The 19,912-nt window shown below is 63.2% G+C and carries 15 protein-coding genes and 1 tRNA gene; 2 read left to right on the top strand and 14 right to left on the bottom strand.

Annotated features, from left to right (window positions below; all coding sequences use genetic code 11):
* Positions 1-81: 81 nt before the first annotated feature.
* The 8 genes from SIDU_RS03470 to SIDU_RS03435 all read right to left on the bottom strand — a co-directional run bounded on the left by SIDU_RS03470 (position 82) and on the right by SIDU_RS03435 (position 9,971).
* Positions 82-1,035, bottom strand: a complete 954-nt coding sequence (locus SIDU_RS03470) for a DUF2493 domain-containing protein (protein WP_007688369.1) — start codon at positions 1,033-1,035, stop codon at positions 82-84.
* A 300-nt stretch (positions 1,036-1,335) separates the two neighbouring features.
* Positions 1,336-1,758 (bottom strand): hypothetical protein, encoded by a 423-nt coding sequence (locus SIDU_RS03465; RefSeq protein ID WP_007688370.1) that lies wholly within the window; start codon positions 1,756-1,758, stop codon positions 1,336-1,338.
* 11 nt (positions 1,759-1,769) lie between these two features.
* Positions 1,770-2,711, bottom strand: coding sequence for an ArdC family protein (locus SIDU_RS03460; protein WP_007688371.1), 942 nt, complete (start codon positions 2,709-2,711; stop codon positions 1,770-1,772).
* 168 nt (positions 2,712-2,879) lie between these two features.
* A complete protein-coding gene (locus SIDU_RS03455) occupies positions 2,880-4,868 on the bottom strand; it encodes a ParB/RepB/Spo0J family partition protein (RefSeq protein ID WP_007688372.1) in 1,989 nt (662 codons plus the stop codon).
* A gap of 179 nt (positions 4,869-5,047) precedes the next feature.
* Positions 5,048-5,533: a Mov34/MPN/PAD-1 family protein gene (locus SIDU_RS03450; RefSeq protein WP_073507120.1), complete on the bottom strand. Its 486-nt coding sequence runs from the start codon at positions 5,531-5,533 to the stop codon at positions 5,048-5,050.
* Complete coding sequence (locus SIDU_RS03445) at positions 5,523-7,310, bottom strand: ThiF family adenylyltransferase (protein ID WP_007688386.1); 1,788 nt, start codon at positions 7,308-7,310, stop codon at positions 5,523-5,525. Before SIDU_RS03445 ends, SIDU_RS03450 begins: the two co-directional genes overlap by 11 nt.
* 3 nt (positions 7,311-7,313) lie before the next feature.
* Complete coding sequence (locus SIDU_RS03440; RefSeq protein WP_007688388.1) at positions 7,314-8,447, bottom strand: SMODS domain-containing nucleotidyltransferase; 1,134 nt, start codon at positions 8,445-8,447, stop codon at positions 7,314-7,316.
* Between the two features lie 9 nt (positions 8,448-8,456).
* Positions 8,457-9,971 (bottom strand): SAVED domain-containing protein, encoded by a 1,515-nt coding sequence (locus tag SIDU_RS03435; protein ID WP_007688391.1) that lies wholly within the window; start codon positions 9,969-9,971, stop codon positions 8,457-8,459.
* Positions 9,972-10,114: 143 nt separating this feature from the next.
* On the opposite strand from SIDU_RS03435, the gene SIDU_RS03430 reads away from it, so the two are divergent.
* Positions 10,115-11,014, top strand: coding sequence for a WYL domain-containing protein (locus SIDU_RS03430; RefSeq protein WP_007688393.1), 900 nt, complete (start codon positions 10,115-10,117; stop codon positions 11,012-11,014).
* 81 nt (positions 11,015-11,095) lie between these two features.
* Here the strand turns inward: SIDU_RS03430 and SIDU_RS03425 are convergent, their stop codons facing one another.
* The 4 genes from SIDU_RS03425 to SIDU_RS03410 form a co-directional block, all read right to left on the bottom strand.
* Complete coding sequence (locus tag SIDU_RS03425; RefSeq protein ID WP_007688395.1) at positions 11,096-11,830, bottom strand: RES family NAD+ phosphorylase; 735 nt, start codon at positions 11,828-11,830, stop codon at positions 11,096-11,098.
* Positions 11,827-12,240, bottom strand: coding sequence for an MbcA/ParS/Xre antitoxin family protein (locus SIDU_RS03420; protein WP_039980414.1), 414 nt, complete (start codon positions 12,238-12,240; stop codon positions 11,827-11,829). The genes SIDU_RS03425 and SIDU_RS03420 overlap by 4 nt, the downstream gene beginning before the upstream one ends.
* Before the next feature lie 53 nt (positions 12,241-12,293).
* Positions 12,294-16,535 carry a strawberry notch family protein gene (locus tag SIDU_RS03415; protein ID WP_039980398.1) on the bottom strand — a complete coding sequence of 1,414 codons (4,242 nt, stop codon included), beginning with the start codon at positions 16,533-16,535 and terminating at the stop codon, positions 12,294-12,296.
* Positions 16,536-16,610: 75 nt separating this feature from the next.
* Positions 16,611-17,507 (bottom strand): DUF7146 domain-containing protein, encoded by an 897-nt coding sequence (locus tag SIDU_RS03410; protein ID WP_007688402.1) that lies wholly within the window; start codon positions 17,505-17,507, stop codon positions 16,611-16,613.
* A gap of 125 nt (positions 17,508-17,632) precedes the next feature.
* Between SIDU_RS03410 and SIDU_RS03405 the strand changes: the two genes are divergently transcribed.
* On the top strand, positions 17,633-18,289 hold the full coding sequence (locus SIDU_RS03405) for a lytic transglycosylase domain-containing protein (protein WP_007688403.1): 657 nt from the start codon (positions 17,633-17,635) through the stop codon (positions 18,287-18,289).
* Between the two features lie 54 nt (positions 18,290-18,343).
* Here SIDU_RS03405 and SIDU_RS03400 read toward each other — a convergent pair whose 3' ends face one another.
* Both SIDU_RS03400 and SIDU_RS03395 read right to left on the bottom strand, forming a co-directional pair.
* A complete protein-coding gene (locus SIDU_RS03400) occupies positions 18,344-19,597 on the bottom strand; it encodes a tyrosine-type recombinase/integrase (protein ID WP_007688405.1) in 1,254 nt (417 codons plus the stop codon).
* Between the two features lie 177 nt (positions 19,598-19,774).
* Positions 19,775-19,851, bottom strand: a tRNA-Met gene (locus tag SIDU_RS03395).
* Between the last annotated feature and the right edge of the window lie 61 nt (positions 19,852-19,912).

Genomic DNA, 19,912 nt, shown 5'->3' with positions numbered 1-19,912 from the left:
CTCCAAACTACAGGCGCGCGCCTTTCCTCTGACGGACGACGCCAGCGCCGGCCCGGCGCTGGCGCGAAGACCGGCATGACCTCAGTCAGTGCCTGCCGAAGTGCTCTTCGGATTGGTGCCAAGGGGCCCGCGCCGATCGACCACGGTGATCCGCCGAGCTTTGGCCTCGATCACCAAGCGTTCGAGTACGCCATTGCCGGGAAAGGCGATGACGTAGCGCGGATCGAGGGAGAGCATTCGTTCGTTGCGCTTGAAGCCAGCACGGGCGCCGAGCCGCATGTCGAGCGAGAACGTGACCTGCGGGATGCCGCGCCGTTCGGCCCAGCTCGATGCCAGGCGGTCGACGCCCTTGGTGTCGCCGCCGTGGATGAGCACCATGTCAGGCACGCGGTCGCGGACCTTGTCGAGGGTGGCCCAAACGTTGTTGCCGAAGGTCAGTGCATCCTCTTCGCATCCATGACGAGTGCGCCCGCCAGCGAAGACAACCGGGGTTCCTTCGGGCACCGCTGCACGGCGTTTGGCCTCGGCACGGGCGCGCAGGAAATCGCGCCCTTCGACCAGCGCGGAGGTAAGCATGACACTGTGATTGAAGCGAGAACTGGAGACCGGCTTCCACGATGATCCGAACTCGTTGAGGTAAAGGGCTGCTGCGACCTCGCGCATCTCCTCAAGCGCCAGCATCGCGCTTTCGGCGCACTGTGCCCGCTCGACCTGGGTCTCAAGGTCATGGGTGTGAACCTCGGATCCATCGGCCGTAGCAATCAGCGCGCGGACCTCGTCGGTCGCCCGGTCAAGGGCCGTCGATTTGCGTTCGGCGGAGCGGTGGAAGATGTTGACGAAGGCCCAGCCAAGATCCTCGGCGTCGGCTTCAAGAGCGGTCCCGGACACCATGGCGAAAAGATCGGACCAGACCGCTTCGAGGGTTTGGACGACCGCTTCGCGGACCGGGAAATCGCTGGTCGATAGGGGAGCGGGTCCGATGGAAAAGCCGGCAAGATCGAGCCCGGCGAGTTGATCGGCAAATGACGTGTGCATGGGAAAGTCCTCCTGACTGGCGTGAGGCCGACGCACCCGTTCATGGCTGCGCCAGCGAGAGCCCGTCAGGGCCAGCTTCAGGCAGAATTGCGCACCCGTAAGGGGGAACCCGTCTTGGCGGGCTGGCGCGGGCAGGCCTTGAGCCCGAAGGGCCAAGGCCAACACGGGCCCGCCCAAGCCGGGTTGCGCAAGACTGGCGGCTGGCCCAGGGCCTCTCTCGCATGGCGACAGACCATGAGCGGCCGGCAAAGTGCAGTCAGGGATGGCAACCCGGCGCCGCGACCAACCAACTCGCAGGCCTCAAGCTGCGCGCTTGGTGTAGAACCCCTCGCCGTTCGACATGTGCCCGAGGCAATCGTAGTTGCCAAACAAGGCATCGAAACGGGATGCGATCTGCGACAGCCAGCGCTGTGCCCGCGGTGAGCGGGCCGTGCGCCAATCGGCGTCCCAATAGGCCCCATCATCGCGTTCGACGATCCAGACGGCAACCAGCCCGCCATAGACCGACACGCCGAAATCCGCATAGGCATTGCGCATGAGGATCCGGTCCTCCCGGCCGCGCCAGCCGTCATGCGGGATCAGCGACGGGAAGGCTTTGGCGGCCCGCTCGCACAGATCGTCACGCAGCCATTCATACTCGAATTCCCAGTCGTCCTCGGCTTCGACCTCGAGAACCGTGAAGGCAACGATTGCCCCGCGGGGATAGCTGACCGATCGGCCCATGATATCCTCCCTCAGGCCGCGAGCGCAGCGTCGTCTGACGCGTCGTCAAACTGTTCAGGCATGACCCTCCCGCCGAGCTTCAGCAGCAGGCTCGCAGCTTCCTCGGCCTTGGCCGCAGCGGTCAGAATGGCGCGGTCGTCATCCTTCAGCAGCCTGAGCCAATGCTCGATATAGCTCGCGTGGTTGTCGAGATGCGTAACGGGCAGCCCCAGCTCGGCACCCAGCATTGCGCTCGAAAGTTCGGCGACCAGTTCCTCGGCGGCGTAGGCCGCTGTGCCGAAGCGGTTCTTGAGGTCACGCCCCAAGCGGCTGGCATGGCCGGTCCAGTGCGACAGCTCGTGGGCGAGCGTGGCGTAGTAGTGATCGAAACCGTTGAACAGGCTGACCGGCGGCATGGTGACCCGGTCAGCGGTGGGTTCGTAGTAAGCCTCGCAGCCCTGGTGACGCAAATTGACGGGGATGCTAGCGAAGAATGCGTCGAGCTCGGCTTCGCGCCCTTCAGGCTCGACCAGTTCCAACGTCGCGGCCGGATGAAAGCGCTCGGGCAGACCTTCGACCTGATCGGCATTGAAGACCGGATAGGCCTTGAGCACCCGGCGGGCTTCGTCGGTCTTTTCGCCGGTATCGGGCGCTTCCACCTCTTTGGTGTAGCTCTTGTAGAAGATCGCGATGGTCGACTTCTCGCCTTTGCGGACCTGGGCTCCGAGTGATTTTGCCTGGTTGTAGGTCATCCAGAACGGCGAAGCGTAGCCGCACATGTCGGCGACCATCCACAACCAGAACACGTTCATACCGCGGTACGGAATCCCGCAGGCCCGCAAGGGCCGCGAGACCGGGACACCGCGCCACGGCTTGATCCACGGCTTCGTGCCCGCTTCCAGACGAGCGATGATTTCCTGGGTGATGCGGGCGGCGGGCGACAAGCCGCCGCTCTGTCCCTTGCGATAGGCCATGATGGGTCTCCTGATTGAGGCATCCGGACAGTTGGCGACGGGGCTCGCCGGTCAGTGCCACAGGGTTTCGAGCCCCCTCCGCTCTGCTTCCAAAAAGGAAGCGGCCCTCCGGCGTGAGCCGAAGGACCGCTTCTCGAGGTGCGAGTAGCCGAACCTGTCAGGAGGAGGTCAGGCGGCCAGCTCGCGGGGGGTATGAGTTTCACCGTCGATACCAGACTCAGCGTCAGCTTCGTCGAGCTCGGCTTCGGCAGCCTCCAGGGTAGTCGAGGCGAACCGCATGACCTCAGGCACCCAGGCCAGAGCCTTTTCGCGGACCTCGACCTCGGTGATGTAGGTGCCGGCGAAGACGCGCTCGGCGCTCATCGCGAGGTCACCCTTCTTGACCGAGGCAAAGCGGGAGGAAAGCTCAAGACCGCCGACATCGGTCAGCGCATCGAGGATCACCTGCTTCGACACCCGGTCAAAGTAGTTGGCCGCAGTCGGTCGCCACCACTGCGCCATGTCGATGCCGATCAGGCTACCAAGGTGATCCTGGAACGGCAGTTGACGCTCGCCCGTCATGTTGAGGCTTGCCTCGAGCGACCGGGCAACGACAAAGCCAAGCCATGCGGCTCGGCTTTCATCGGGCAGCGCCCGAAACAGATCGAAGCGGGACGTTGCATCAGCCCCGGCGCGCCAGCTTTCGTCGAGACCAGACCTGAGCTCGGCAAGCGCGCTGCTCGCCGACGCATCCTTGGCTTCGAAGCCGATGATCGGGCCTGCAGGAACGGGGGCGCGCAGCGTGGTCGAAGAGCGCGCCCGCCAGTCGTGGGTATCGGCATCGGCGAGGGTGAAGACCATGATGTCGAGCGCCAGCCCGGGATCGGATGCAACGTGAAGTGCCAGAACATCGCGGCGCTGCATCGCGAGTTCGTCGACCAGACGTTTCGACAAGGTGGTCCGGCGCCTGTCCGAACCTTCTTCGCCTGCAACGACTTCGATCCCGTCGTCGGCTTCGGTGGGTTCAGCCTGACGCTCGCCGTAGAACACCGGCTGGAGAACCGGCGTGCCATCGCGGGAGAGCACCAGCACCATTCCTGCCTCGGCCTTGAGCTCCGGCGCGATAACCGGCGGTCGGGCACGGATTTCCTGACACTCGCGTTCGATCGCCTCAATCGCCGCTTCGGCGGCTTCCACAGCCTCCTCGGCACTGTCCTCATCCTCGAGGATCGCCGCATGCTCGTCATAGGAGGCATCGAGTTCGTCGAGCCTTGCCACTTCAGCTTCGGTCAATGGCGCCGGTTCGGCGGGAAGCCTGACCAGCCCTTCGACCAGGTCGTGGCTGGCATAGGGATCGAGCGTCGGCTTGACCCAGGCAAGACCCTGCTCGGCGGCGAGGGCTTTGGCCTGCTCTTCCATCTTTGCTGCGGCGAGGCTTTCGAGCAGGGCAACATCGACCCAGGATTCGCTGTCATCATCGTCGAACAGTTCGCGCTCGATCCGGCCGCCAGCGGCAATATAGGCATCGCGGCCAACAAGGCGCGCGCGCGGATCGCTGCCCCGGACTGTGCCGGACAGGACCATGCGCCGGATGCTGTCGGGATTGGGCGCATAGTAGGCCGAGGAAACCTGCTCGAAGACACGGGCCTGGATCTCTTGGTCCGAGGTAGCGCCGAACGCTTTGGCAATGTCGAGGGTGATCTGGCCCGATGCCAGAGCCTCGAACACGACGGGCGCAAGCGTTGCGAGACGCAGGCGTCCCTCAACAAAGCGGACAGTCAGACCGAAGCGGCGGGCAACCTCTTCGACAGTCGCACCCCCAGACACGAGCGCCGTAAAGGCCTGGGCTTCGTCGGCCGGGTTCATGGCGAGACGGTGGAAGTTCTCCGCAAGGCTGGTCTCGACCGCCGCTTCAGCGCTGTCCTCGAGAACGAGACACGTGACTTCGTGATCACGCGCGAGAATGTTGTCGTCCGCGAGCGCAAGCATCGCTCGGCGACGACGCTCCCCAGCTTCGACCTCGAATTTGCCCTTGGCAGCGGGGCGGACGATCAGGTTCTGCAGCAATCCATGCGCTGCAATGCTGGCTTTGAGTTCGGCATCTGCCGCCGGATCGCCGTGACGGCGGACATTACGCGGAGACTGGACGAGCTTGTTCAGCGGGATCGACTTGATCATGGGACACACTCCTGATTGTGAGCCCGGTGCATCGACCATCGACGCCCAAATGGCTCAATCAGGGCAAAGCCCACTCTTCTCCGGCGCATCCGCAGCAGTTCTCACGATAGGCACGGACAAGGGCGAATGACTATGGTTTGGACAAAGCGGCCATCGATTAATGGCGAGAAGCGCGAGATTCAGGCATGCGAAAGGCTCACCAAAGTTTCGCGCCGGACCACCGATACAGACAGCTGCCACTGTTGAGGCGGTCGGCCTCCAATAATTACTAGGACCGGCTCCGGGCATTGATACGCTGGATCGACCGATATCTTGCGCATCGAAAAAATGTCGGTGCCGCTGGGCGCAGGCGAGCCATTCGGGTGATAGTGCCATTCGCCAAGATAATGGTATCCGTCCGCCCAGCGCGCGGCAAGCAACTCGCGCAGGCCGGTGGTGCCGCGTCTGAACCACCACCACCCCGCCCGCGATCCACGCGGCTTCGAAGTGGCCTCAGTGATTTCGGCCACCCATCCTTCGGCATCGTAGCGACCGATCAAGATGCCACCTGTCTCGCGACTCCCTGCCTGAGCCGCAGTGGCGAGGATCGTGTCAATCGCTGTGCTGGACAGCCATACGCCATAGCCCGAAGCAAAATTCCGGAACTCCATGGCTTCAGGCCGCATGGCGTACGATCGCACCATAGTCGTCCTGGACGAAATGCTCGCACAGGCGACCACGCTCAATCACTGCGCGTCGGATGAACTTGGTCCCGATCGCGGCCCAGAGCCGAACGTCGTCGGCGGAAGCGGGGAAAACGGGGTGCCAGCACCCGATACCCTCCATGAGGTCTAGCGCCCCCTCCTCGGGCCTTGCCGACGCGGCGAGGAAGCGCTCCATCGCATCGGTCGCCGGGAACGACGCCTGCTCATCGGCGTAAACGACCAGTCCTTTTGCGCGCCATGTCATGGACAGGCTGACGAACATTTTCACGCCGTCCCAAGGATATTCCGCCATCGCACGCAGGACCGCATCCTCCGCGGTGCAGTCGACGATCACATCCCAGCCCTCGAGCCGCTTGCGCTCGGCCGCCTTGGTCGGCGGGAATGCGATCGTGAGGTCCACGACCTTGGCGTCAGGCATCGTCCGGTTGAGCGCCGCCGCAAGCGCCTTCGCTTTGCCGTGCCCCAATTCTCGCATCGAGAGCGCGTGGCGGCTCAGGTTGCCGAGGGTCATGACGTCCGCATCTACGAGCCCCATGCGGGTCACGCCCATGCGCACCAGGTTCTCCGCAACCGCACTCCCGAGTGCACCGCTTCCGATCAGGAGAACCGACTTTCCCCGCACCTCTTCCTCGGCAGCGCCGCGCCGTCGAATTTGGTCGGGCGCCCAGTTCGCCGTCTTGACGTAGTCTAGCGGTCGCTTGTCAGCCGCAAGTGCCCGATCCCACCGGCGTCGGGCATCGGCGCGATCGGAGAAGCCGCGACGCACGTCGCCTCTGCGAGCCGTCCGCATGTTCCCGATCGCCAACCAGTGCATCCTCTCGGGTTCCGCCCCCTTCGTCTCCGCCATTGGGAAGCCCAAGAGCAGCGTCGAGGGAGCTCGCCGACCGGGTCGCTCGATATGACGCAGCTGGGCTCCGGCCTGAGCCAGGATCCCGGGCAGATCGACCGACACCTCGGAACAGTAGCCGGTCAACTGCTCCCAAGTGTCCGGGAGGCGCCACGGCGCGCCGACCACGAGAACGGGCATGACGAGCCACACTGCGTCGACTTGACCGGGCGTGAATGTAAGCCCTGGTCCCCATGGCGGACGTCGGATGCTGGCACGCTGTGGATTCATGAAGTCGGCGACCGCAGCCGTGCCCACGGCACCGGACACATTGGCCAGCGATGCGAAGCCCCAGGGCACCCCGGCGCTCCTCCACCAATCAAGCCCGGCAGGCTCCTCCCAGAAACCGATCGTCACGCCAGTAATGGCGGATGGCAGGACCGGCAGTTCGATCGGGTCGCCCTCTTCGAGAAGCCGGTCGGTCGCCGCCGCGTCGATCCATGTCAGCAGCCTGCCAATGTACCAGTCGATCCGCCGATCCAGATCTGCAGGCTCGTCGCTCCAGCCTTCGCGGCGGAACGTTGCCGCCGGGCGTTCGAGACAGGGATTGCCGGTGCGCCAGGCGCCGCCTTCTCTCGGCGGGCCGTTGTGGCTCTGATGTGGGAAGGTCGCAGTGATGCCCTCATCGGCATCCGGATAGACGTTAATATCGAAGCTGCCGCCGCATAGCGAAGCGACAAGATGCCAACCCGACCACTCCGCAATGTGTTCACTCGCCGGCACCGAAAGCGCCGCGCGGAACCGGAACGACCAGACGCAGTCACCGCGCTCCGTCCAGCCGTCGGCGAGTTCGAAGCGTGGATCTGCAGGTATGTTCGCCAGCGCCGCCGCCAGCGGTTCGGGGACCATCATCCGTCAGGCGAAACGGTTTGTCTTCGGCTGCGCCGCGATCGCGGGAGACGTGAAGCCGCGCGCCCGGTCTCCGCCCTGTGGACCCGGCAGCGGGAAGCACTTTCCGAACAGGCCTTGCCATATCTCGCCGCTCTCCGCGGCGTCCTCCGAGTCCAGTGCACGGCGCGCTTCGCCAGCGGCAGCCGAGGCGGCCGCATGGAAGGCGACGAAGTCGGTCACAGCGACGCGCTTGAGCACGTCGTGGGTCGGCACGCCATGGTCGGGCAGGAACGGCACCATCTTGGCCTGCGCGTGGAGGCGGAACTGGTCGCGGATGCCTTCGAAGGCGAGCGTGACGCCTTCCGCGACGCTTTCGATGCCGTTGGGCAGGACATAGCCGATCATGTGCTCGAGCGGATAGCCCTTCGGGTACTTGGGCAGGCTGTCGACATGCTCCTGACGCCACCACTTCATGGCGCGGACGACGTTGATGTAGTGGCCGTTGCAGGCTCGATTCTTATCCGCCGTCCACTTGATCTGTGCCAGCGGGTGGGTCGGCCCCCAGTCCTTGACCATGCGGTCCGGCAGCATGAGCGGATGCGGTTTCCAGTCGGCCTCCGGCATGGCGTCGTTCGCCATGAACGCGGTGACGGCGCCATCGGGGTTCCAGCTCTTGCTGAGGTTCCAGTCGGACCGCTCCTCAAGCGAAGCGGTAGTCTCGACTGCCTGCGACCGGTAGACGGCCAGCAGTTTGTCGCGATCGCTCGCATTGGCTGGAAGCGCCGTGACGACCAGGTCGAGGTCGACATAAGACAGTTCGATGCCAAAGGAGCGGTCCTGCTGCACCCACTTGCCAGCATAGTGCTCGTTGAGGAAGGGAACGAAACGCTTCATTGCCACGGCTGGCTGCTCGGCGTTGTGGTCGATGGTGGTGACGATCACCACGTCGACGTCGGACCTCTTGCCGCCGGTGGGGCGCACTGCGGTCGACCGGCGGACGCTGCCCTGCAGGAATGACGACACTATCAGCGGCGACAGGTCGGGATCGGCCATGAGACGAGTCCGCAGCGTGCGAGAACCCATTTTCCATTCCTCCTTGTGCCGCTCGCTCGGGCGGATGTCGCGAAGGAACTGATCGAACTGCGGACGAAGCTCCATGATGCTGCCTCAAATAGTGAAGGTTGGGCGGTAGAGGCCATCGACGCGGCCCCCGAAGTCGAACTCGTACGGCGCGCACATCCCCATGGAGTCCGCGTGCTGGCCGAGGAGGAAGGAAAAGGCGTTGGGCGCGGCGACGAAAAGATGCGTCGTGCCACCAGGCCGACGGACCCTTGCCACCGCTCCGGCAACCGCATCGGCTATCCTGGCGGCATGCGCGCCTCCAGCAACGGACTGCGGGCCCGGTCCGCCTTCGGGGGCGATCATGAGTAGGCGCCCGACCGACGGCAGGCTGCCTGCAATGTAACTGCGGACGTCAGTGATGGTGTCTCGGGTCACGGCTACGGAGACCGCGACATCTGCACCTTCGCCGATCGCCTCCTCGGTGATCACCGGATCAGGGCCGTCGCGTCCGTCGCTGGGGTTCCAGACGATGCTCGTCGCGCGCCCCTTCTGGAGAAACTCAACGTTCGCGCCCGACTTGAAGCCAAAGACGGTGCCGGCCAGGAAGGCGAGCGAGCTGTGGGCGTCGAGGAACAGACGCAGCATCTTCCCGCGCTCCAGCACGCCCTCTAGGAAGGGCAGCGCCTCGTCTCGAAGGGCATCCCAGGTGACGCCCTCGCGGGGATGGCGCATGTTGAATTGCCGCACCAGCGAGAGCGTGTTCTCCGGGGCCGCCTCCAGCATGTCGGCGGCGGTGACACCCTTCGTGAAGGACCGGATCGCCACATTCATGCGATCGAGCCCTACGGAAGGCTCCGGCTGCAGCCAGTTCTCCTCGCGGCACAGCCTGTCAAAGGCCTCGCGGGTCAACCCATTGATGCTCCTGACGAGCAGGTTCCGAGCTGCCTGATCATAACGGAACGTCGATGAGGTCTCGTCCCCGAGCAGGCCGACGAGCCGAAACTTCTCGCTCACCCGTCCGCGGAGGTCCTCGAGCGAGTCGCTGTTAGGCTTGATGAAGAAGTCGGTCAGCAGATCCTTCAGCTGTTCATCACTGTCGAACTGCATGTGCTCGCGCCAGAGCTTGCGCACCTGGCCCATGCGGCTCCCGTCCGTCTTGGTGCCATCGAATAACTTGTGGATGCGCAGTCGGCCGTCGTTTCGCGAGACGAGCTCGCCAAGCACGTCGCCCTGCGTGATCTGGTCGGTCGTCACCAGCGTGAATGCCGCCTCCTTCGGGACGTTGGGATTGGCCTTGGCCTGCGCCAGACGTTGGAGGATCGAGAAGGCTTTGCCGCCGACGAAATCAGGATCGATGAGCCGCTCATATCCGAAGTGGCCGCTGTGGTCTGAGTGCCACTTCACCTGATGGTAGTCGACCGTGATGCGATACGGACCGGAGCTCGGTCGGCCGGGGTCGTACCGCACGACGACGTCGTCGAACGCCTTGGGCTCTTTCGCCTCGAAAGTGACCTCGACGACGTCCGGGCGCTGCGGATCGCGCAACGCGGCCGCGTGCAGCCAGAAGAAGCGAGATTGGTAGTCGTCCCCATGCCATCGGGGTATCACGGCGTCGGCCATCGTCGTTTCCTTCCCTGGTCGCGCCGCAGCCCCCGAATGCCGTCTGCGTCTTGACCCGGCGACTCGGATGGGTTTTTGTAACCCGACTTGAAACTAGATGGGTTGCGTCTCTATATGGGTCAAGAGGCTAGAGGGGTAAAATTGTGAGCGACGATCCGAAGCGGCCGTGGACGCAGAACCGGCGGTTCGAGTTCATCGAATGGAAGCTCTTCTGGGAGGGGCAGCTCAACCGAAGCGACCTCGAGACGCAATTCGAGATTTCCACCCCGCAGGCCTCGGTCGATCTAAAGCGCTATCGCGACATGGCGGGCGACAACATTGCGTACGACGCCACGGAGAAGGCGTTCGTCCCCACTCGCCGTCTCGTTCCGCAGTTTTTGGTGCCGTCCGCCGATCGTCTGCTGTTGCAACTGCGCGCACTCCTCTCCGCTGCGCTGCCGCGGCGCGACGTCTGGTTCAAATCCCTTCCGGCGATCGACATGGCACCCGATCTCGTCCGGCACGTCGATCCCGACTGCCTCCGGGTAATCCTTCGGGCGATCCGCACGCGATCGGCGATCAATGTCGAGTACCGGTCGCTGACCAACATCCGCTGGCGTAAGATCGCTCCGCACGCGCTCACGTTCGACGGGCACCGATGGCATCTTCGGGCCTGGGCCTGCGACCGGCACGACTTCCGCGACTTCGTCCTCAGCCGGATCGGCCAGTTCGGCGAGATCGAAGCAGCCTCGTACGATCCCGAGGATGACATCGAATGGGGAACGCGGATTAAACTACGCCTGAGTCCACACCCAGGCCTAACCGAAGACCAAAGGCTAGCCATTCAACGAGACTTCGACATGGATGACGGTCGTCGTGAGGTCGAGGTCAGGCTGTCGATGGCGTACTACTTCATCAAGCGGATGAACCTGGATCTCCCGGACTTGCCAGCCACGCGTGTCCAGCTCTGCATTGAGAACATCGATGAGGTCGATGCCGCTATCGCCGCCGCGAAGGAAGAGGGAAGAAGGAGGATCGCCGAGAGGATGTTGCAGTCGAGGTGAACGCCGTTGGGACTTCGCTGCCCCGGAGTTGTTCCACCCTGGAGATCCTACAGCACTCGGCCGGAAACCCAGCTCGTTCGGTCAGGCGGGATCGGGCGGCAAATCGACAATCCGGAAGACAGCGCCCGATCCCGCATCACGGACCAGATCAACCCGCGCGCCATCCCAGTGATAGTCGAGGTGCCGACCCTGGAGCGGATTTGAAGCGCAGTCCGGGTAGAAGAGCGCGACGCATTCCCCGCCGGGGTGCCGGATGCTCGGGTAAGCAATCCCGTTCGATCCCGCGCCCCTGAGGTGCCGCGCGAGCGCTTGAGATGCAGCGTAGCTGTCAGGATCGAGCGCCGAATCCGGCTTCCCCGCCACGGTTCGGAGATCATGTAAGTCTACATCGACCGACATGATGATTTCGCGGAACTGCGAGGTCCATCCCGGCGCTTCCCGGGTTCGTGCCATGAAGCGGGCATGGTGGTGGATCGTCTCGAACAGCGCGGTCTCGAACCGGTCCCCAACGTAGAGCACGCCGTAGCTGCCATCGGTAAAGCGACTCGGTCGATCGGTGCTAACGTGGGTGAATGGCGCCATGAGGTAGGAGGCTCCGTTACCGCCGACGCGTCGGTCGACCGGAACGAGGTCGAGATTGCCAATCGTCGCCATGATGCGTGGATTGGTCTTCTGCTCTGCCGAGATCAGCAGCGGCCAGTCCGCGGGATCAGCGATATCCTCGAACAGATCGATCGGCGGAAAGGCGCTGCGGATGATTCTGACAGCGCCCTTCCACTCAACTCGAGAAACGGGGATATCTGACGTTCCGCTCACCAGCCACCGCGCTCGGCGTCGAGATAGCGGCGCACCCGCATGATGTCGGTGAGCTCGCCTCCCAGCATTACGTCGAGCGCACTGGCTCCGCCGAACACATGATTAGCCGCCCTGATCCAGGCATACCCGCGGGCAGCCTCCGTGAAGATGATCCGGAGCGCCTTATGGATGCCCATGAGGTTGGACAGACGCGCACGCCCATCGCGCGAAACGCGCCCGGGGCCTTCCGCCTTCCATCGGCGATAGGAGCGCACCGGCATGTCGAGCAGCGTTGCCGCCTGCTCGTCGGTCAGTTCCCATTTGCCGAACAGATTGAGGACCGCCCGGAACATGGCAGCAGCCTCGTCCTGTGTAATCGGATCGGGACGGAATGCGGTAATGGCAGTATCAACGGGTTGCAGAGCCAGCATGGCATTTCTCCATATGGCATCATATACGACAATGAATGCCATTTGGCAAGGAATTATGCCGATGATGCCAGTCTGGCAATCACGCTCGCTGCGCCTTCGATCGGCACGAAAAGCCGGGTCTGGTAGCGGATCATCTCGGTGAAGCAGCCTTGGGCCTTGTACCAGTCGAGGCGGGCTACGCTCCAACCGGTGAGCTCAATTCGCTGTGAGCCATTGACCAGGCTGCGTTTCACCATGAGCTGCTCGCGTCCCGCAAATTCCATAGCCCGGCCAGTAGCAAGAACGGTCTGCACGATTTCATCGGCGGACAGCGTCAGCTCGCGCTCGAGACCCAGCGCCCGACACAGGTCCGGAACAGAATGGACGGGGACCTCGCGGCCGAGAAGCGAACGGCCATCCGCAGCCGAGATGCGGCTCACCCTCACGAAGTCCGAAGGGAGCTTGTCCCAGACCGGCAGAAGGAGGCCCGTCGCAAGATGCAAGCGCTCGCGCTTGTGGCTGGTCCGCGCTTCCTCAACCTCGGCTGCCCAGGCCTCGAGGAAAGCGTCGACGGAAATTCTCTCCCAGCTGCTCTCAGCGAGCTGATCCTCGGTGATGTGAGTGCGCTTCAACGGGCGCAGCAGTTCGAAGCGGGAAACGCGGGTGCCGTCATCAGCAAGAATACTGCGGGCAGGCACGAGCAAGGCAACCCGGCCTGAGCGAGCATTTCGAACCGCCCGTTGCCGCTGCCCAGTGATGCCGTAAAGCTCCTCGAGCCGCTTCAGTGTGAGCGGCTTCAAGGCTCTGGCGATTTCCAGTTCCAGCAGATGGGTGGTCGCGCCCGATGCCGGGTCGGTGCGCAGCAACGTGTCCGACAAGATCGTGAACTCCTCGACTGCGATGGTCTCGAGGCCGAGATCGAGTGTGCCCGCCTGTCGGGCGGCATCGATGCGCGCTTCGACCAGCCCCATGAACTCATCGAAGATCGCGTTCTGCAGGGCAATCGGGAGCGCCAGGATGCGATTGAGCCAGCGCTGGATCGATGGCAGGTCACCGACCATCGCCCCGTCAGGCCCTTCGATCCTCAGGCCTGTCAGCTCCTGAAAGCGCCCGAGACTGACGGCTTCGAGCTTGCCGGTGAACAACAGGCCGAACCAGCGATGGAGCGCCTCCTTCGCGTAGATGCTTTCAAGATTGTCGGCCGGATCGAACAGGTTTTGCCCCCCGGTCTGGCGTTGCCCGCGCGTCAGAGCGCCCAGGCTGTCCAGACGCCGTGCGATCGTCGAGATGAAGCGGCGCTCGCCGCGCACATCGGTTGTCACCGGCCTGAACAGCGGGGCAGATACCTGATTGGTGCGATTGGTGCGGCCAAGCCCCTGGATTGCGGCGTCAGCCCGCCAGCCCGGCTCGAGCAGGAAGTGGACGCGGCGGGCCTGGTTCTTCGCGGCCAGATCAGCATGGTAGCTGCGCCCGGTTCCTCCGGCATCGGAGAACACCAGGATGCGCTTCGCGCCGTCCATGAAGGCCTGGGTCTCGGCGACATTGGCGCGCGGCGAGCGGGATTGGAGTTTCTGGCGACCACCGCGGCCGACGATCAGCCGACGCGTCCGGCCAGTGACTTCCGCCACCTGATCAACGCCGAAGCGTTCGATGATGGCATCAAGTGCAGTGGCGATGGGCGGCAAGGCGCAGAGCTGCTCAATCATCCGGTCGCGCGCGGCAAGTGCGGAGCGGCAGAGCACCGGTGCGCCTTGCTCATCACTCATCGGCTCGGAGCGAGGATTACCATTTTCGTCGGTGAACACTGCCATCAGGCGAACAGGAAAGCTCTTGGCGAGATAGTCGATCACATATTCCCGAAGGGACAGGTCGATCTCCAGCGCTTCGCGTTCCTCGTCCGAGAGGTCGGCAAGCCGGCGGTCGAGCATGGCTTCTGCCGTCGAGACCAGCTGGACGACAACAGCCTGCCCATCAGCAATCGCCGCATCGATGGCGGGCAATAGGCTTGGTAGCTTCATCGACAGAAGCAGCTGCGCGAAGAAGCGCTGCTTGGTGCCCTCGAAGATCGAGATGGCTGCGGACTTGGCACCGGAGTTGAGCGTCCCGCCTGTTTCGCTGTCGACGATCCGCGTGGCTTCCAGCGCTTCACGCAGGTTGGCGTGGATGATCGCCCAGGCTTCGGCATAGGCATCGTAGACCGCGATCTGATCCTCGGTCAGGCAATGCTCGAGGATCTCATACTCGACACCGGCGAACGAAAGGGCCCGGGCCGTGTAAAGACCGAGCGATTTGAGATCCCGCGCAACCAGTTCCATCGCTGCTATGCCGCCGTCGCGAATGTCGGCAACGAAGGCCTCGCGATTGGCGAAGGCGGTCTCCGGCCCCCAGAGCCCGAGGCGCGTCGCATAGGCGAGGTTATTCACGTCGGATGCTCCGGTGGCCGAAGCGTAGAGCACCCTTGCCCGGGGCAGCAGGTTCTGCAGACGCACCCCAGCAATGCCTTGTTCCGATCCCTTGACCTTGCCGCGCGATCCTTCCCCGCCGGCAGCGTTGGCCATGGCGTGCGCTTCGTCGAACACGATGACGCCGTCGAAATTGTCACCGGCCCAGGCGACGATCTGATCAAGCCGCGTTGCATCGTTTCGGCCTGAACGGAGGGTCGGATAGGTGACGAAGAGGATCCCGTCGCGCATCGCAATGGGGGTTCCCAGCTTCCAGGACGCGAGCGGTTGGATGTCGATCGGGAGACCGCCGAGGGCGGCCCAGTCGCGGCGAGCGTCTTCCAGCAGTGCCTCGTTCTTCGAAATCCAGATATGGCGGCGTTCGCCGCGAACCCAGCGATCTAGAATAACGCTCGCGACCTGGCGGCCCTTACCAGCGCCGGTTCCATCCCCGAGGAAATAGCCTTGCCGGTAGACCTGACCTTCCGCCGACGCCTTGAGCGAACAGCCCTTGTCCTCCGGTTCGAACCGGCCGGGGAGATCGCGCGCATGGGCGCTTGCCGCGTAGATCAGAGTCTCTGCTTGGGCTGCCGACAGCAGCCCTTTGGCAACCAGACCGTTGGGCAGCTGCGGCACCGCTTCGGGCATCGGTGCGGCGATCGACCCCATGGCAACAGATTCGACGAGCGGCGTCGGATGCTCGGCCGCGCCATCGATCACAATCCTGCTCGGGCGATAGGGCAGATAGTGGCCAACCTGAGGGGCAAGCCGCGCAGGGGTTTCAAGCGACTGGTAAGTGAGCGACCCGATGGCGGAGGCTGAAGGCGTGATCCTGGCTGGTGTAGGCAGCGGCCTGCGCGGAGCGGCCACGAGGCGAAACGGCGCACGAGCCGGAAGGCTCAATTGCTCAGTAACAGCCTCCAAGCTGGCGCGAGCCGGCAAAGCATCGACAAGATCGACCAGCTGGCGAAAGTCGTTTGTGCGGATAGCGACAGGCTCATTGGAGCCTTCCACCTTGTCGAAGACCAACAGCCGGGTGGTGATGCCGGTGCCCTGTTTGACGAACGCGCGTTCGACGGCGGCATTGAGCCGCAGCGAGATCGGTCCCTTCAGCCCCGCCAGGAACTTCGCGCAGTCGAACCATTCAGGCATGATCGCGACAAGCCGCCCCCCGGACGCCAGACGGTTCCAGGCCGACCGCAGATGGCGCGAGCCAGTGCGACTATCGTGCCCTCGCTCAATGCCGTGGGAATAGGGAGGGTTCATCAGCGCGACGCTGGGGCTGATGGCCGGATCGAGCAATTCGTCGATCAGCTCAGCATCATGTCCGGTCACGCGGGCGGTCGGAAACGCCGCAATAAGGCAGTCGCGGCGCAGCGGCGAGATTTCGTTGAGGGCAAGGCGGGAGGCAGCCTTGGCGGCCCAGACAGCGAGCATGCCTGTTCCGGCCGAGGGTTCCAGCACAAGCTCGCCAGTGGCCAGCGCGCAAGCCCGGGCAGCGAGCCAGGCAAGGCGCGGCGGCGTTGCAAACTGCTGCCATTCGATCTGCTCGTCGCTGCGATTGCTTTGGGTCGGCACTTGGGCATCGAGGCCGCAGAAGAACTGATCCGCCTCGTCGATAGGGCTCTTGAGCTGGATCTGATCTGAGGCTTGCAGGTGTTGAACCTGCGCCAGCTCGAGCGCAGCGTGAGCATCACGGACTGACCATGCCCCAAGTGCATCGGTTCCGCCGAAGTGGTCCGTCATGACGCGGTTGATGTCGCTACGCGAAATCGCGCTGCCTGCTGCCAATTGCAACGCCATTGCTTTGGCTGCCGTCACGACAAGCGGCGGAGATGGTGGATCGAATGCGAAGGCGAGGGAAGAGTTGGACATGGGAAACCTCCTGACGAGGTCCTGCGTCTCGCAGGCCTCAATCAGCCGAAGGCCCCCTCCCCTCTGGCATGCTGATCAGGTTTCGCGAGCGAGCCTTGCCTTGAGTTCGTCATTCCAGTCGAAACCGATCGATGCTGGGGCTCGCGAGCGGATCGCACGGCCTGATGCAGAATAGGCCTGTCGCGCTCGCTGATCCGCGAGTTCGCCTCCCGGATCATTGTCGATGAACAAGTGGAGCTCGCGCACACTCTCTGGAATCGCGACGAGGCCGAACCGTTCGTTACCGAGCGTTGCCCAGCAAGGAATCCCGGACAGCTGCATGGCTGACAGGGCGCTTTCGATACCTTCGGCAAGGCCCAACCGGCCTGCGGCCGGCGAGGCAAGTCTGACAGCCCCACAGCCGAGGCTTCCCAATGCACGCTTCGGCCGATCGAAAGCGGCGAGCTTTGCGCTCGGCGCGTCGAGAAATGTCCTGTGGATCGCGATTATGCCCATGTCAGTCGTGACGGCAGCCAACATTGCAGGGAGGAACTGGACCGCACCACGTGGTCCGAGCGGCGTGCGCTCGAGATAACGGAGCTGATCAGAGGCACGCAGGATCCCGCGCTGCGCGAGGTATCCTTCGGCAGGGCTGTCGGAGATCGCCGTCGCCGAGTGCCACAAACGCCGCGCGTTGGAATTGAAGGCCCTTTTTTCCGGTCGATCAGCGGCAACGGCACCCGAGCCATCGAACAGGTCACGGCTGCGAATACCCTGGCGGTCGAGTGCGGCAATCACCTCATCATTCGAGCATCCCGCGAAGCAATGAAACAGGATCGCTATGCGCCCCAGTGTCACGCTCAGTGAGGGAGTGCGGTCGTCGTGCGCGGGGCAGCAGCACATGCCTTTGCCCCGATACCATGTACCCTGAAGGCTTTCGACGATCGTGCGGGCGCGGCGTTCAAGTTGATGAACTTTGTCTAACGGGGGCATCGACCTTCTCCGGTTGAGGTGCCCTCCCCGCGCAGCCTCCGCTCTGCACTTGCGCCATTCCAATTTTCCTACATCGCTTGTTCTTTATATGTTCTCACTCGATTCGACTAGACAAGGATCGAGAAATGACAATCAGAACTCTCTTGATCGCGGGCATCGCGATCACCTCTGCTATCCCCGCCAGTGCCCAGGACCTAGCAGCGCCAGCCACGATCGACGCCCCGGCCAGCCATTCCGATGGCATCCGCATTGCTGAAACATCCAACGGCTTCCAGCTGGTCGAGCATGGGCTTTGGCGATCCGTCCAGGACGGGCCGGCACCTGTTCTGACGATCCCGCAAAATGGCCGGGTCAAACTGCCATACAGATACGAACCCAAGGCCAAACCAGGTCCATCCGACTTTCGGCGGGCGAGCTATCTGCCCCACGTCTATGCGGCGGAAGCGAAATATTCATTGCCCTCGGGCCTGCTCGATGCACTTGTATGGACGGAGTCTCGATACAACCCCTTTGCCATCAGCCCAGCAGGCGCAGCAGGTCTCGGACAGCTGATGCCAGCAACCGCAAAGGAGCTTGGGGTCTTCAATCGCTTCGATCCTATGGCAAACATCTTCGGCGCTGCGCGATACCTGCGGCAGATGCTCGACAGGTTTGGCGTGGTCCACCTCGCGGTGGCTGCCTACAATGCGGGACCGGGGGCAGTTGAACGTGCTGGTGGCATTCCCCGGAATGGCGAAACGCCCGGATATGTCCGCGACGTCCTACGGCACTGGCAGTTTTGATACGAACTGCGTCAAATGCCATTTGATCAGATTGAATGCTTCTCCTGACGGGCGTCACGCGGCGCGCTTTCGCCCTTTCCTGATGTCGACGACCTTCCGCCCATCGAGGAAGTCAGCCCAATCCTGCATCATTCGCCGGCGGGGCGCGAGATATTCCGCCGCGTTGTAAGCTCCCCGGACATCATCCTTCTCTGAATGAGCGAGCTGCAACTCGACCCAATCCTCATGGTACTTCCGGATCCACATCGCTGGCTTGCCAAATTCAACCAATTGCTCGTTCGCCCAGGTGCTGGCGAGTCCTCGAAAGCCGTGGATGGTCTGGCGACTATGATATCCAAGGCGGTAAAGCGCATAGATCATCGTGTTTTCAGACAACGGCTTGTCTGGGTGGGTCCCGGGAAACAGGTAATCACCGGTCGCCGCCGATACCATTTTTCTAGCAATGAGTGCGGCCTGGGCTGACAGTGGAACGAGGTGTTCGCGCCCCATCTTCATGCGCGCAGCCGGAATCCGCCAAACGGGTTCCGTACCATCGAGATTTTCAAATTCGGATTTGACGGCCAGTCGAAGCTCTTTTGTCCTGACCCAGGTTAGCAAGGCGAATAGCACTGCATCGCGGGTGATCGCCGAGCGCCGGTCACCTTCCTCTTGGTAGGCTCGCAGCTTTTCGAGGAACGCAGGTATCTCCACCAAAGGAAGGCGGCTCATGTGCTTCACCCTCGGCCGAGGCTTGAGGGCGCCACTGAGGTGAGCAGTGGGATCGCTGGATGCCAGCCCGCAAGCAATCGCGAACTGAAAGACCTGCCCTACCCCTTGCTTGGCACGCCGACTGATATCGAGCGCGCCTCGTGTCTCAATCCTGCGGATCATGTCCAGGACCTCTGGGGCAGTGATCTCGTGGATCAGCTTCTGTCCTAGGGAGGGGAAAACGTCCCGCTCCATTCGTGACCAGACACGTTCGGCATGCGCTGGATTCAATGCCGACTGGCGGTTCTCGTGCCAGCGTTTCGCTACCATGTAGAAGGTGTCACCGTGCTCCGATATCACCTCCCCCTTGGCCTTTATTGGATCCTTGCCCTCGGCAAGGAGCGCCTTGGCCGCTTTGCGTTTGTCCCGGGCGGCGGCGATCCCCAACGCCGGATAAGCGCCAAACGACAGCAACTTCTCCTTGCCTGCAACTCGGTACTTCATCCGCCAAAGCTTCGTGCCGTTCGGCTGGACGAGCAGGAACAAGCCCTCGCTATCGGCAAGCTTGTACGCTCGCTCGCGAGGCTTGGCATTCTTGGCTTGAGTCTCCGTCAGAGGCATGGGGGTATCGCTCCTTTCCGATACTCCGCAAAACTACCCCCAAAATACCCCCACACCAAATCTGGCTGCATGTGGAAGGCCATGGGCGCATGCGGACGCGAATCACCCGCAACCCTCTGCTATTATTTCGATTTTTGGAAAAATACGGAAGCTGCCGGAAGCTTCCGGATAAGCCAATGGTAGCGGAGGAGGGACTTGAACCCCCGACACGCGGATTATGATTCCGCTGCTCTAACCAGCTGAGCTACTCCGCCCCATGGGCCGTCCGCCGGGCCGTGCCCTGCGGTGAGGCGGCGCTATAAGCAGAGCGGGCTG

This window comes from Sphingobium indicum B90A, assembly GCF_000264945.2.
GTDB classification, from domain to species: Bacteria; Pseudomonadota; Alphaproteobacteria; order Sphingomonadales; family Sphingomonadaceae; genus Sphingobium; species Sphingobium indicum.
This window is presented reverse-complemented; position numbering and strand designations above follow the sequence as displayed.

Coding starts and splice junctions, on each gene's coding strand:
- SIDU_RS03440 (WP_007688388.1), bottom strand. CDS start 8,447: ATGGAGCTTCGTCCGCAGTTCGATCAGTTCCTTCGCGACATCCGCCCG.
- SIDU_RS03420 (WP_039980414.1), bottom strand. CDS start 12,240: ATGCTGGCTCTGCAACCCGTTGATACTGCCATTACCGCATTCCGTCCC.
- SIDU_RS03465 (WP_007688370.1), bottom strand. CDS start 1,758: ATGGGCCGATCGGTCAGCTATCCCCGCGGGGCAATCGTTGCCTTCACG.
- SIDU_RS03405 (WP_007688403.1), top strand. CDS start 17,633: ATGACAATCAGAACTCTCTTGATCGCGGGCATCGCGATCACCTCTGCT.
- SIDU_RS03450 (WP_073507120.1), bottom strand. CDS start 5,533: ATGCGGCCTGAAGCCATGGAGTTCCGGAATTTTGCTTCGGGCTATGGC.
- SIDU_RS03410 (WP_007688402.1), bottom strand. CDS start 17,507: ATGCCCCCGTTAGACAAAGTTCATCAACTTGAACGCCGCGCCCGCACG.
- SIDU_RS03455 (WP_007688372.1), bottom strand. CDS start 4,868: ATGATCAAGTCGATCCCGCTGAACAAGCTCGTCCAGTCTCCGCGTAAT.
- SIDU_RS03400 (WP_007688405.1), bottom strand. CDS start 19,597: ATGCCTCTGACGGAGACTCAAGCCAAGAATGCCAAGCCTCGCGAGCGA.
- SIDU_RS03460 (WP_007688371.1), bottom strand. CDS start 2,711: ATGGCCTATCGCAAGGGACAGAGCGGCGGCTTGTCGCCCGCCGCCCGC.
- SIDU_RS03415 (WP_039980398.1), bottom strand. CDS start 16,535: ATGTCCAACTCTTCCCTCGCCTTCGCATTCGATCCACCATCTCCGCCG.
- SIDU_RS03435 (WP_007688391.1), bottom strand. CDS start 9,971: ATGGCCGACGCCGTGATACCCCGATGGCATGGGGACGACTACCAATCT.
- SIDU_RS03445 (WP_007688386.1), bottom strand. CDS start 7,310: ATGATGGTCCCCGAACCGCTGGCGGCGGCGCTGGCGAACATACCTGCA.
- SIDU_RS03470 (WP_007688369.1), bottom strand. CDS start 1,035: ATGCACACGTCATTTGCCGATCAACTCGCCGGGCTCGATCTTGCCGGC.